14 protein-coding genes are annotated in these 11,627 nt (G+C 68.5%); 12 read left to right on the top strand and 2 right to left on the bottom strand.

Annotation, left to right across the window (positions count from 1 at the left end):
• From QM569_RS11400 to QM569_RS11355, 10 genes are all read left to right on the top strand, one after another.
• On the top strand, positions 1-355 hold a 355-nt coding region (locus QM569_RS11400; RefSeq protein WP_414987349.1), incomplete at its 5' end, for a thiamine pyrophosphate-dependent enzyme.
• A 7-nt stretch (positions 356-362) separates the two neighbouring features.
• A complete protein-coding gene (locus QM569_RS11395) occupies positions 363-1,166 on the top strand; it encodes an aspartate dehydrogenase (protein ID WP_414987348.1) in 804 nt (267 codons plus the stop codon).
• Between the two features lie 24 nt (positions 1,167-1,190).
• A complete protein-coding gene (locus QM569_RS11390) occupies positions 1,191-2,666 on the top strand; it encodes an aldehyde dehydrogenase (protein ID WP_414987347.1) in 1,476 nt (491 codons plus the stop codon).
• A gap of 14 nt (positions 2,667-2,680) precedes the next feature.
• Positions 2,681-3,652, top strand: a complete 972-nt coding sequence (locus tag QM569_RS11385) for a VOC family protein (RefSeq protein ID WP_414987346.1) — start codon at positions 2,681-2,683, stop codon at positions 3,650-3,652.
• Positions 3,649-4,653: a Bug family tripartite tricarboxylate transporter substrate binding protein gene (locus tag QM569_RS11380; protein ID WP_414987345.1), complete on the top strand. Its 1,005-nt coding sequence runs from the start codon at positions 3,649-3,651 to the stop codon at positions 4,651-4,653. Before QM569_RS11385 ends, QM569_RS11380 begins: the two co-directional genes overlap by 4 nt.
• 105 nt (positions 4,654-4,758) lie before the next feature.
• A complete protein-coding gene (locus QM569_RS11375; RefSeq protein ID WP_414987351.1) occupies positions 4,759-4,980 on the top strand; it encodes a recombinase-like helix-turn-helix domain-containing protein in 222 nt (73 codons plus the stop codon).
• 34 nt (positions 4,981-5,014) lie between these two features.
• Positions 5,015-6,046 (top strand): Rieske 2Fe-2S domain-containing protein, encoded by a 1,032-nt coding sequence (locus QM569_RS11370; RefSeq protein WP_414987344.1) that lies wholly within the window; start codon positions 5,015-5,017, stop codon positions 6,044-6,046.
• Between the two features lie 34 nt (positions 6,047-6,080).
• Positions 6,081-7,052, top strand: a complete 972-nt coding sequence (locus QM569_RS11365) for a PDR/VanB family oxidoreductase (protein WP_414987343.1) — start codon at positions 6,081-6,083, stop codon at positions 7,050-7,052.
• 43 nt (positions 7,053-7,095) lie between these two features.
• On the top strand, positions 7,096-8,121 hold the full coding sequence (locus QM569_RS11360) for a porin (RefSeq protein WP_414987342.1): 1,026 nt from the start codon (positions 7,096-7,098) through the stop codon (positions 8,119-8,121).
• 40 nt (positions 8,122-8,161) lie between these two features.
• A complete protein-coding gene (locus QM569_RS11355; protein WP_414987341.1) occupies positions 8,162-9,427 on the top strand; it encodes an MFS transporter in 1,266 nt (421 codons plus the stop codon).
• Positions 9,428-9,520: 93 nt separating this feature from the next.
• Here the strand turns inward: QM569_RS11355 and QM569_RS11350 are convergent, their stop codons facing one another.
• Positions 9,521-10,012 carry a dihydrofolate reductase gene (locus tag QM569_RS11350; protein WP_414987340.1) on the bottom strand — a complete coding sequence of 164 codons (492 nt, stop codon included), beginning with the start codon at positions 10,010-10,012 and terminating at the stop codon, positions 9,521-9,523.
• Positions 10,009-10,821, bottom strand: coding sequence for a thymidylate synthase (locus QM569_RS11345; protein WP_414987350.1), 813 nt, complete (start codon positions 10,819-10,821; stop codon positions 10,009-10,011). The genes QM569_RS11350 and QM569_RS11345 overlap by 4 nt, the downstream gene beginning before the upstream one ends.
• Positions 10,822-10,889: 68 nt before the next feature.
• On the opposite strand from QM569_RS11345, the gene QM569_RS11340 reads away from it, so the two are divergent.
• Positions 10,890-11,402, top strand: coding sequence for a sigma-70 family RNA polymerase sigma factor (locus QM569_RS11340; RefSeq protein WP_414987339.1), 513 nt, complete (start codon positions 10,890-10,892; stop codon positions 11,400-11,402).
• On the top strand, positions 11,399-11,627 hold a 229-nt coding region (locus QM569_RS11335; protein ID WP_414987338.1), incomplete at its 3' end, for a FecR/PupR family sigma factor regulator. The genes QM569_RS11340 and QM569_RS11335, both read left to right, overlap by 4 nt.

Genomic DNA, 11,627 nt, shown 5'->3' with positions numbered 1-11,627 from the left:
GAACCTGGGCGAACTCGCCACGCTGGTGCAGGAGGAGTGCGACGCCCTGATCGTGCTGATGAACGACCAGCGCTACGGCGTGATCCAGAACATCCAGGATGCGTCCTACGGCGGCCGCCGCTGCTACGTGGAACTGCACACGCCGGACTATGCGCAGCTCTGCGCCTCGATCAAGCTGCCGCACGCCCGCGTGCAGAGCCTGGACGCGCTGCCCGGCGTGCTGGACGCAGCGATGGCGAAGAAAGGCCCCTTCCTGCTGGAGATCGACATGCGCGCCATCGGAAGCTTCAAGACGGCCTTCTCCGGCCCGCCGGTCAACAAGCTCGACCAGGTGCCCGCCACCCCGGCTGCGTGAGGACGACATGACCGTGCGATTCGCCCTGATCGGCTGCGGCGCCATCGGCACCGCGCTGCTGGAACTGGTGAAGGACGATGCGGGCCTTCAGGCTGCCGCCATCGTCGTGCCCGCCGAGGGCGCGGCTGCCGCGCAGGCCGTGGCGCAGCGCCTGGCGCCTGGCGCGCAGGTGGCGCAGGCCGTGCCCGCCGAAGGCATCGACCTGGTGATCGAGGCTGCGGGTCACGCGGCCATCGAGCAGCACGTGCTGCCCGCCCTGCGGCGCGGCGTGCCGGCCATCGTGGCCTCGGTGGGTGCGCTGTCGGCGCCGGGCTTGCCAGAGCAACTGGAGGCCGCCGCGCGCGAAGGCGGCACGCAAGCCCAACTGATCGCGGGCGCCATCGGCGCCATCGACGCGCTGGCCGCCGCGCGCATCGGCGGGCTGGAGACGGTGCGCTACACCGGCCGCAAGCCGCCCCACGCCTGGACCGGAACGCCCGCCGAGGAAGGCCGCGACCTGGCGGGGCTGGCGGCCGAGACGGTGATCTTCGAGGGCAGCGCGCGCGAGGCCGCGCGCTTGTATCCCAAGAACGCCAACGTGGCGGCCACCGTCTCGCTGGCCGGCCTGGGGCTGGACCGCACCACGGTGCGCCTGATCGCCGACCCCGGCGTGAGCGAGAACGTACACCAGGTCGAGGCGGCTGGCGCCTTTGGCCGCTTCGAGCTGACCATGCGCAACCAGGCGCTGGCCGCCAATCCCAAGACTTCGGCGCTGACGGTCTACAGCGCGGCACGGGCCTTGCGTGGCCGTGTCGCGCCGCTCGTCATCTGATCCATCCAACCAAGAGAACCCACGATGTCCCAGCTTGAACTGCTTCCCATCAACGTGGCCGGCGAATGGCGCCTCGGCGGCGGCGACGTGTACGAAAGCCTGTACCCCGCCACCGGAGAGCCCATTGCGCGCGTGAAGGCCGCGAGCCTGGCCGACGTGGAAGAGGCCATCGCCCGCGCCGACCACGCCTTCCGCACCAGCGGCTGGGCGCAGATGCTGCCGCACCTGCGCGCGGCCGTGCTGCACCGCGTGGCCGCCCTCATCCGCGAACGCGGCGAGGAACTGGCGCAGAAACAGCGCCTGGACAACGGCAAGCCGATCAACGAGACGCGTGGGCTGGTGGCCAGCGCCGCTGGCACCTTCCAGTTCTTCGCCGCCGCGCTGGAGACGCTGGAAGACACCATCACGCCGTCGCGCGGCGCCTACGTGACCATGAGCGTGCATGAGCCCATGGGCGTGGTGGCCGCGATCACGCCGTGGAACTCGCCCATCGCCAGCGAGGCGCAGAAGCTGGCGCCCGCGCTGGCCGCCGGCAACGCGGTGGTGGTCAAGCCCGCCGAGGTCACGCCGCTGATGGCGCTGGAACTGGCGAAGATCTGCGAAGAGGCCGGCGTGCCCAAGGGCATCGTCAGCGTGCTGCCGGGCAAGGGCTCGGTGATCGGCGATGCCATCACCAAGCACCCGCTGGTCAAGCGCGTCTCTTTCACCGGCGGCACCACCACCGGCAAGCACATCGCCCACATCGCGGCCGACAAGATGATGCCGGTCTCGCTGGAGCTGGGCGGCAAGTCGCCCACCATGGTGCTGGAAGACGCCGACCTCGACCACGCCGTCAACGGCGTGCTCTACGGCATCTTCAGCAGCTCGGGCGAGTCGTGCATCGCGGGCTCGCGCCTGTTCGTGGCGCGCAGCATCTACGACGAGTTCGTCACGCGCGTGGCCGAGGCGGCCAAGAACCTGCGTGTGGGCGACCCGGCGAGCGAGCGCACCCAGATGGGGCCGCTGATCACCGCCAAGCACCGCGAGGGCATCGAGCGCTACGTGCAGCTCGGTGTGGATGAGGGCGGTCGCATCCGCACCGGCGGCGTGCGTCCGCACGGCGCCGGGTTCGACAAGGGCTACTTCTACACGCCGACCATCCTCGAAGGGCTGACCAACAACGCCCGCATCACGCAGGAAGAAATCTTCGGCCCGGTGCTGGTGGCGATGCCCTTCGACACCGAGGAGGAGCTGATCGCGCAGGCCAACGACAGCGTCTACGCGCTGGCCGCGGGTGTGTGGAGCCGCGACTTCAAGCGCGCCTGGAAGCTTGGCCGCGCCGTGCAGGCCGGCACCGTGTGGGTCAACACCTACAAGCAGTTCTCCGTCTCCACGCCCTTCGGCGGCTGGCGCGACTCGGGCCTGGGCCGCGAGAAGGGGCGCGAGGGCATCTTCCAGTACATGGAGCAAAAGAGCATGTACTGGGGCACGAACGAGCAGCCCATTCCCTGGGCCAACTGAACGGAGCGACGGACATGAGCGTTCTCGGCATCGACCAGATCACCTACGGCACCGACGACCTGCTGCTCGCGCGCCGCTTCTTCCAGGACTGGGGCCTGTCCCTGGCCAGCGAAAGCGCCGACGAGCTCGTCTTCGAGTGCCTCAACGGCTGCCGCGTGATCGTGGCCGCCATGGACAAGCCCGGCCTGCCGACTGCCATCGAAGAAGGCCCGACGTTGCGTGAAGTGGTGTGGGGCGTGGAAACCGAAGCCGACCTGGGCCGCTATGCCGATGCCATCCGCAACGATCCCGGTTTCATGGACGTGGTGGTGGATGGCGCGCGCCGCATCGGCTGCACCGACCCCAATGGCCTGGCGGTGCGCCTGCAGGTCACGCGCAAGCATGCCGTGCCCGAAGTCCGCAGCGCACAGATGAATACCTGGAGCGACCGGCCCCGCGTGAATGCCCCCGCGCCGGTCTATGAGCGTGCCACGCCCATCGAGGTGGGCCACGTCGTCTTCTTCGTAGCCGACGTGAAGGCGGTGGAGGCCTTCTATGCCAGCCGCCTGGGCTTCGTCTCGTCCGACCGCTATCCGAATCGCGGCGCTTTCATGCGCTGCGCGCCCAAGGGCGGCCACCACGACCTGTTCCTGCTGCAACTGCCCACGGGCAAGCGCGGCATCAACCACGTGGCCTTTACCGTGCGCGACATCCACGAAGTCTTCGGCGGCGGCCTGCACTTCTCGCGCTGCGGCTGGGAAACCCAGCTCGGCCCGGGCCGCCACCCCGTGTCCTCGGCCTACTTCTGGTACTTCAAGAACCCGGCCGGCGGGCTGATCGAGTACTACGCCGACGAGGACGAGCTGACCGCCGACTGGCAGCCGCGCGACTTCGAGCCCGGCCCCACGGTGTTCGCCGAATGGGCCGTGGACGGCGGCCTGGACGGCCACACCCGCCGCCAAAGGGGCGCCGAGGCCGGCGGCAAGTTTCTGACTGAAAAAAAATGATCTCCTCCATCTCCATGCTGCGCAATTCCTTCCTCGCCGCCACGCTCGCCGCGCTGGCCCTGCCCGTCGCACTGGCGCAGGGCGCCGCCGACGTGGCCAAACAGCTCTCGGCTGAGCGCTTCACCATCGTCTCGCCCTTCCCGCCGGGCGGCCCGGTGGACATGCTGGCCCGCGTGCTGGGCGACGGCCTGGCCAAACGCTACGGGCAGCCAGCCGTGGTGGAGAACGCCATCGGGGCCGCAGGCAACATCGGCATCGAGAAAGTCAAGCGCGCCAAGGGCGACGGTCATACCCTGCTGGTGGTGCCAGCGGGCAACCTCACCATCAACCCCACGCTGATGCCGAAGTTCCCCTTCGACATCGAGAAGGACTTCGTGCCCGTGACCATGCTGGCCAAGGCGCCCAACGTGCTGGTGGCCTCGCCCGCCAGTGGCATCAAGAGCGCCAAGGACCTGGTGGCGCAGGCCAAGGCCAAGCCGGGCACGCTGTCGTACGCCTCGCCCGGCATCGGCAGCGGATTGCATCTGGCTGGCGAGCTGTTCAAGCAGCAGGCCGGTGTGGACATGCTGCACGTGGCCTACAAGGGCACGCCGCCCGCACTCAACGACGTGCTGGGCGGCGTGGTGCCGCTGATGTTCACCAACCTGCCGGCCGCGCTGCCCTTCATCCAGAACGGCAAGCTGGTGGCGTTGGGCATCACCGAGGCGCAACGCACCCCGGTGGCGCCCAACATTCCCACGCTGGCGGAGCAGGGCATCCAGGGTGTCAACGTGACCTCCTGGTACGGCGTGCTGGCGCCAGCGGGCACGCCGCCTGCGGTGGCCGAACAACTGGCCCGCGACGCTGCGGCCATCCTGGCACAGCCGGAGATCCAGGCCAAGCTCCAGGGGCAGGGCATGGTGCAGGCGACCATGACGCCAGCTGCCTTTGCCAAGGCGATGAAGGACGAGACGGCCGTGTGGGCTGGCGTCATCAAGTCGCGCGGCATCAAGGCCGAGTAGTTCGCATTTTCTTTGACACGTAACCGCAGGAGTTCTTCCATGGCCGAACGAATCATGCAATTGATCCAGGTGGTGGGGGTGAGCAGCCCGACGGCGCCGCCGAGCCTGGCCGCAGACCGCTATCTGCAACCCCGGCAGGCGCAGTACCGCCCGCCCACCAACTACGAAGACCTGCTGGGCGATGCCATCGAGCGCAGCTTTGCAGCGGGCATTCACGACCTTGCCGGCCTGGTCGAGAGCCTCAACCGCCAGGGCATGACGACCCGCGCAGGCCAGCCGTGGACCGAAGAGAACTACGGCGCCGAGATGGCGGCCCTGAGCCGCTGAGTCCTTCGCACTCCCTTCCTCCAGGAGAACCACTATGAGCACCCCACGAATCGATCCGGTCGATCAACGCCTGGAAACCGGCCTGCAGGACCTCTGGCACGCCGTGTGCCCCTCCGGCTTTGTCAACGAGCGGCCCGTCAGCCTGCAGCGCTTTGGCTACAAGCTGGCCTTGTGGCGCGACACCGCAGGCCAGGTGCATGCGCTGGAAGACCGCTGCCCGCACCGTGGCGCGCCGCTGTCGCAGGGCGTGACCATGGGCGACCGCCTGTCCTGCCCGTACCACGGTGTGGAAGTGCGCCACGACGGCGTCGTCGTCAACGTGCCGGGCAGCCCCGGCTGCAAGCTCGAAGGGCAGAAGGCCACGCGCAGCTTCCACGTGCGTGAGGTCGCTGGCGTGATATTCATCTACAACGCCAGCGCGCCGGTGGACGAGCCGCCGCCGCTGGTGCTGCCCGATGAGCTGACCCAGGATGGCACCTATTCGTCCTTCCTCTGCTACACCGAGTGGAAGTGCGACTACCGCTACGCGCTGGACAACGTGATGGACCCCATGCACGGCACCTTCCTGCACAAGCAGTCGCACTCCATGGCCGAGGGCGACAGCACGGCCAAGTTCGCCGTGCGCCCGACCGACACCGGCTTCGTGTTCGAGAAAGAGGGCCAGCGCAACGTCAACTTCGACTGGACCGAGTTCGCCGATACCGGCATCCACTGGATGCGCCTGGAGATTCCCTACCCGAAGACCGGCGGCCCCGGCGGCAACTTCATCATCATCGGCATGGTGACGCCCATCTCGCCGCAGTTGTCGGCCGTGTTCTTCTGGCGCGTGCGCAAGCTGGCGCCGGGCTGGCAGCGCGACACCTGGCGCTTCCTCTACCGCAACCGGCTGGAGGCGCGCCACTGGCACGTGCTGGAGCAGGACCGCGTGGTGCTAGAGCAGATGCCGCAGGATGCCAACCAGCACGAGAACCTGTACCAGCACGACCTGGGCATCGTGCGCCTGCGCCGCTATCTGCGCGGCCAGGCGCAGGCGCAGGTCGAGAAGCAGGCAGCGGCGACCGCCTGATCTCCAGCATACGAACCACACGAGGTTTCCCGCCATGTCAGCCCCCACGCTCAAGGCCCTGGTCCACACCATGCGATACGAGGCCGACGGCATCGTCAGCGTTGAATTCCGCCCGGCTGCCGCTGGCGTGGAATTCCCGCCCTTCGAGGCCGGCTCGCACATCGACCTGCACCTGTCCAACGGCCTGGTGCGCAGCTACTCGCTGTGCAACCCTTCCAGCGACAGTGGCCGCTACGTGGTGGGCGTGCTGCACGACAAGAAGAGCCGTGGCGGCTCGCGCTACGTTCACCAGCAGCTGCGCGTGGGGCAGGTGATCGACATCTCCGCGCCGCGCAACAACTTCCCGCTGCACGAGGACGCGCCCCGCAGCGTGCTGGTCTCCGGCGGCATCGGCGTGACCCCGATCTACTGCATGCTGCAGCGCCTCACGGCCCTGGGCCGACCGGTGGAGGTGGTGTACTGCGCGCGCACCCGCAAGGAGGCCGCTTTCATCGAGGGCATTGAGGCGCTGGCGGGCAAAACGGCCTCCATCACCTGGCACTTCGACGACAAACAGGGCGCGCCGCCCGACCTCGCCAAGCTGCTGGCCGGGCGCGGCGCCGACAGCCATTACTACTGCTGCGGCCCCACGCCCATGCTCGACGCCTTCGAAAAGACCTGCGAGCAGCTCGGCTACGCCAACGCCCACATCGAGCGCTTCGCGGCGGTGGTGGTCGAGTCCGCCAGCGACAAGCACGGCTTCGAGGTGGTGTGCGAGAAGTCCGGCAAGACGGTGGACGTGCCCGCCGGCAAGTCGGTTCTGGACGCCCTCATCGACGCCGGTCTGAACCCCGACCACAGCTGCAAGGAAGGCGTGTGCGGCGCTTGCGAGACGGCGGTGCTCGGCTTCGACGGCGAGCTGGACCACCACGACGGCATCCTGACCAAGATAGAACGCCAGTCGGGCAAGACCATGATGATCTGCGTCTCGCGCTGCACGGGCAAGAAGCTGGTGCTCGACATCTAGCGCGGCGCCATCCCCTCTCTTTTTCAGTCCCAAAGGCATAGCCATGAAGAACCATCCCGCTACCCACGCTCTGGCAGCCGCAGTGCTGGCCGCTACCGCCGCAGGCGCCCACGCGCAGTCCTCGGTCACCCTCTTCGGTACCGTCGATCTCGGCATCACCCACGTTGCGGCCAGCGGCGGCTCGTACACCGGCCTGTCGCACAGCGGCGCCAACATCAGCCGCCTCGGTTTCCGCGGAGTGGAAGACCTGGGCGGCGGGCTGTCGGCCGGCTTCTGGCTGGAAACGGGCCTTGCGCCCGATACGGGTCTCCTCAGCACTTCCGGCTTCAACCGCCGCGCCACCGTCAGCCTGACGGACACCCGCTGGGGCGAACTGCGCCTGGGCCGCGATGACTCGGCCACCTTCCTCAACACGCTGATCTTCGATCCCTTCCTGACCAACGGCGTGGGCGGCACCAATGCCTTCCTGCTGAACGGCGCGCCCACCATCCAGATCAGCAATGCGGTCAGCTATTTCACGCCGTCCAATCTTGGGGGCTTCTACGGCCAGGTGCAGCATGCCTTCAGCGAACAGTTGAGCAGCGAACCGGCGACGGGCGGCAGGTACGACGGCGTGCGCCTGGGCTACCGCAGCGGCCCGCTGCACGCCTCGGCGTCGGCCGCCAAGCTGACGGGCGCCACGTCGGCGCAGGATCAGCGCTTTCGCAACGTCGGCCTGAGCTACGACTTCGGCGTCGTCCAGCCCATGCTGCTGTGGGCCAGCCACAAGCGCGGCGACCTGGAGGTGCGCGGCCTGCAGCTGGGCGCCAAGGTGCCGGTGGGCGCGGGCGAGATCCGCGCCTCGGTGGCCCGCTACGACACGGGCGGCAGCAATGCCGACTGGCGCAAGTACGCCATCGGCTACGGCTACAACCTGTCCAAGCGCACCCAGCTGTACACGGCCTACGCACGGGTGAACAACAAGGACGGCGCGCAGCGCGTCATCAGCGCACAGGGGCTGACGGCGCCTGTCGGCTCGCTGGGCGGCAGATCCACCGGCTACGAAGTCGGCGTGCGCCACTTCTTCTGAGCCGCCCGCTCCAAACCGCCCACGCCCCGGAGGCCGCACCATGAAAGACCCACGTTCACTGCGCTGGTGGGGCGTGATCACGCTGTTCGTGATCGTTGCCATCTCCTACGTCGATCGGATCAATATTTCCGTCCTGATCACCGACCGGGACTTCCTGTCGCACATCGGCCTCACGCCCGACGACCGCACGCGCCAGGGCCTGCTGGCCACTGCCTTCATGGTGGGCTATGGCGTGTCTTCCTTCGTGCTCACGCCCTTCTGCGCGGCGCTGTTCGGCGTGCGGCGCAGCCTGATCGGCGGGCTGGTGCTGTGGGGCGTGGTCACCTTCCTGTCGCCCACGATGAGCAGCTACGGGCTGCTGCTGGCCTCGCGCATCCTGCTGGGGGTGTCCGAGGGGCCGCTGTTCTCGCTGGCGGGCAGCTACATCAAGGCGCATTTCGAGAGCCGCGAGAACGGCAAGCCCAACTCGCTGGTCAACATGGGCACCGGGCTGGGGCTGGCCGTGGGCTACCCCTTCGTCGGCTACCTGGTGGCGGGGCATGACTGGGAGACCTCCTTCCACGTGCTGGGCCTCATCAACATCGCGCTGGGCATCCCGCTGGTGCTGGCCTTCGTGCGCATGCCGAAGGTGGAGACGGGCCTGCCCAAGCCCCAGTCGCTGGGCGACGCGGTGGGGCAGGTCAGCCAGATCGTGCGCGGCGCCATGCACACGCGCTACCTGGTGCTGGTCACGGTGCTCACGGCCGCCTTTCTGTCGTACCTGTGGGGCAGCAGCAACTGGCTGCCGGCCTACCTGAAGGAGTCGCGCGGCTTCTCGCTGCGCGAGATGGGCTGGCTGGCCTCGCTGCCGCAGTACGCCAGCGTGGCGGCGGTGTTCGTCGGCGGCGTGATCATCGACCGCATCCCGCGCCGCAACGTGCCGCTGATCTTCGTCGGCGGCAGCCTGGGCGTGGCGCTGGCGGTGTGGCTGGCGATTCACATGCAGGACCGCTATGCGGCGGCCTATTGCCTGATCGCCGCCAACTTCTGCTGGGGCCTGATGAGCCCGGCCATCCCCAGCACCGTGCAGCACTGCGCGCGGCCCGAGCACGTGGCCAGCGCCTACGGCGTGGTCAACGGCGCGGGCAGCCTGGTGGCGGGCTTCATGCCGGCCATCATGGGCGCGGTGATCGGCTGGACTTCGCGTTCGTCCGGCGGCGGGTTCTTTGCAGGCTTCGGCATGCTGATCGGCACGCAGGCGGTGGTGCTGGTGTGCGGGCTGGTGCTGTGGCTGCGCGAACGCGACGCGGTGCCACAGCCCGCCTGACAACGCGATAGCTATTGAATTGATAGCTGCCAGCGCTTGATGGATAAGCGCTGGAGGACAATTTGACTCATAAACTGCAAGGCGCCAGCCCCGTCACCCGCGCCGCACGTAGGTGACGAAGCTGTAGGGCAGCCCGCCCGCGCCAACGTGGCTGCTGCGCGCGGTTTCCATCCATTCGCGCCCCAGCTCGGGGGCATGGGCATCGCCCTCGAAATCACGCCCGATCTCGGTGACTTCCACCCGTGTGGCCAAGGGCAGGGCCTGGGCGTAGATCTGCGCGCCGCCGATGATCCAGGCCGTAGTATCCGTTTGCTCTGCTATTGATAGCGCATCATGCAGGCTGGATGCGCGCTGGGCCCCGTTTTCGATCCAATCCGCCTGGCGCGTGACGACGATGTTGACCCGCCCCGGCAGCGGGCGAAAGCGGGCGGGCAATGAGTCCCAGGTCTTGCGGCCCATGATGACTGGGTGGCCCTCTGTGAGTGCCTTGAAGTGCGCCAGGTCTTGCGGCAGGTGCCAGGGCATGGCGCCGTCCTTGCCGATCACGCCGTTGGCGGCGCGGGCGTAGATCAGGTGGATGTTCATACCGCCACGGGCGCCTTGATGGCAGGGTGGTGCTCATACCCCCGCACCTCGAAATCCTCGTACTCGTAATCGAAGATGCTCGGCGGGCGGCGCTTGATGTGCAGGGTAGGGCTGGGGTAGGGCGTGCGCGCCAGTTGCGTCTGCACCTGCTCGAAGTGGTTGCTGTAGATGTGGCAGTCGCCGCCCGTCCAGATGAAGTCGCCCACCTGAAGGTCGCACTGCTGCGCCACCATGTGCGTGAGCAGCGCGTAGGACGCAATGTTGAACGGTACGCCCAGGAAGATGTCGGCGCTGCGCTGGTAGAGCTGGCAGCTCAGTTTGCCGTCCGCCACGTAGAACTGGAAGAACGCATGGCAGGGCATGAGGGCCATCTTGTCCAGCTCGGCCACGTTCCAGGCGCTCACGATGATGCGGCGGCTGTCGGGGTTGGTCTTGAGCGTGTCGATCACCTGCGCGATCTGGTCGATGTGGCCGCCGCCCGGTGTGGGCCAGCTGCGCCACTGCACGCCGTAGACGGGGCCCAGGTCGCCGTCCTCGCGCGCCCATTCGTCCCAGATGGTCACGCCGCGCTCCTGCAGCCAGCGCGCGTTGCCGCTGCCGCGCAGGAACCACAGCAGCTCCAGGATGATGGACTTCAGATGCACCTTCTTGGTGGTGACCAGCGGGAAGCCCTCGTTCAGATCGAAGCGCATCTGGTGGCCGAACACGCTGCGCGTGCCGGTGCCGGTGCGGTCGCCCTTGGCGGCGCCGTGCTCGAACACGTGGCGCATGAAGTCTTCGTACGGGGTGCGGAGGGTCATGGCCGCCATTGTAAAAGTCATGCTGGATGCGGGCGGTCTTCTATAATCGCGAATCATTCTCAAAATCATCGACGAGCATGTCCGCCCACCCCCTGCACGCGCTCTACAGCGACCACCACGGCTGGCTGCAAGCCTGGCTGCGGCGGCGGCTGGGCTGCGGGGACGACGCGGCCGACCTGGCGCAGGACACCTTCGCGCGCCTGCTCGGGCGGCCCGCGCAGTCGCTGGCGCCCGAGGTGCTGCGCGAGCCGCGCGCCTACCTGACGACCGTCGCGCAGGGGCTGCTGGTGGACTTCTGGCGGCGCGGCGCGCTGGAGCGGGCCTACCTCGAAGACCTGGCGCACCAGCCCCAGGCGCTGCAGCCGTCGCCCGAGGAGCGCCTGGCCGCCGTGCAGATGCTGCAGGCCGTCGATGCGGTGCTGCAGGGCCTGACGCCCAAGACGCGCGCCGCGTGGCTGATGAGCCGCCTCGACGGCCTCACGCATGCCGAGATCGCCGAGCAGTTGCACGTGTCGGTGCCGCGCGTGCGGCAGTACCTGGCGGGCGCCCTGCGGCATGCCTACCGCCTGCGCTTCGGCGAGGCCGCATGACCGCCGCCGCGCTGGACGACGCGCCGGTACACGCGCGCGTGCTCGACGAAGCCATCGCCTGGCAGCTGCGCATGGGCAACGACGACAGCGGCGTCGATGCCGACGCCCTGCAATGCTGGCTGGCCGCCCACCCCGACCATGCGCGCGCCTGGCGCCAGTTGCACCTGCTGGGCGCCGAGCTGGACGCGGGCCTGGCCGCCGCGCGCGGCCCGGCCACGCGGCAGG

Source organism: Acidovorax sp., assembly GCF_047607405.1.
Classification (GTDB): domain Bacteria; phylum Pseudomonadota; class Gammaproteobacteria; order Burkholderiales; family Burkholderiaceae_C; genus Acidovorax.
This window is presented reverse-complemented; position numbering and strand designations above follow the sequence as displayed.

What these genes read in the sequence shown, in the direction of transcription:
- QM569_RS11395 (WP_414987348.1), top strand. Translation starts at nt 363, where the DNA reads ATGACCGTGCGATTCGCCCTGATCGGCTGCGGCGCCATCGGCACCGCG.
- QM569_RS11390 (WP_414987347.1), top strand. Translation starts at nt 1,191, where the DNA reads ATGTCCCAGCTTGAACTGCTTCCCATCAACGTGGCCGGCGAATGGCGC.
- QM569_RS11385 (WP_414987346.1), top strand. Translation starts at nt 2,681, where the DNA reads ATGAGCGTTCTCGGCATCGACCAGATCACCTACGGCACCGACGACCTG.
- QM569_RS11380 (WP_414987345.1), top strand. Translation starts at nt 3,649, where the DNA reads ATGATCTCCTCCATCTCCATGCTGCGCAATTCCTTCCTCGCCGCCACG.
- QM569_RS11370 (WP_414987344.1), top strand. Translation starts at nt 5,015, where the DNA reads ATGAGCACCCCACGAATCGATCCGGTCGATCAACGCCTGGAAACCGGC.
- QM569_RS11365 (WP_414987343.1), top strand. Translation starts at nt 6,081, where the DNA reads ATGTCAGCCCCCACGCTCAAGGCCCTGGTCCACACCATGCGATACGAG.
- QM569_RS11360 (WP_414987342.1), top strand. Translation starts at nt 7,096, where the DNA reads ATGAAGAACCATCCCGCTACCCACGCTCTGGCAGCCGCAGTGCTGGCC.
- QM569_RS11355 (WP_414987341.1), top strand. Translation starts at nt 8,162, where the DNA reads ATGAAAGACCCACGTTCACTGCGCTGGTGGGGCGTGATCACGCTGTTC.
- QM569_RS11350 (WP_414987340.1), bottom strand. Translation starts at nt 10,012, where the DNA reads ATGAACATCCACCTGATCTACGCCCGCGCCGCCAACGGCGTGATCGGC.
- QM569_RS11345 (WP_414987350.1), bottom strand. Translation starts at nt 10,821, where the DNA reads ATGGCGGCCATGACCCTCCGCACCCCGTACGAAGACTTCATGCGCCAC.
- QM569_RS11340 (WP_414987339.1), top strand. Translation starts at nt 10,890, where the DNA reads ATGTCCGCCCACCCCCTGCACGCGCTCTACAGCGACCACCACGGCTGG.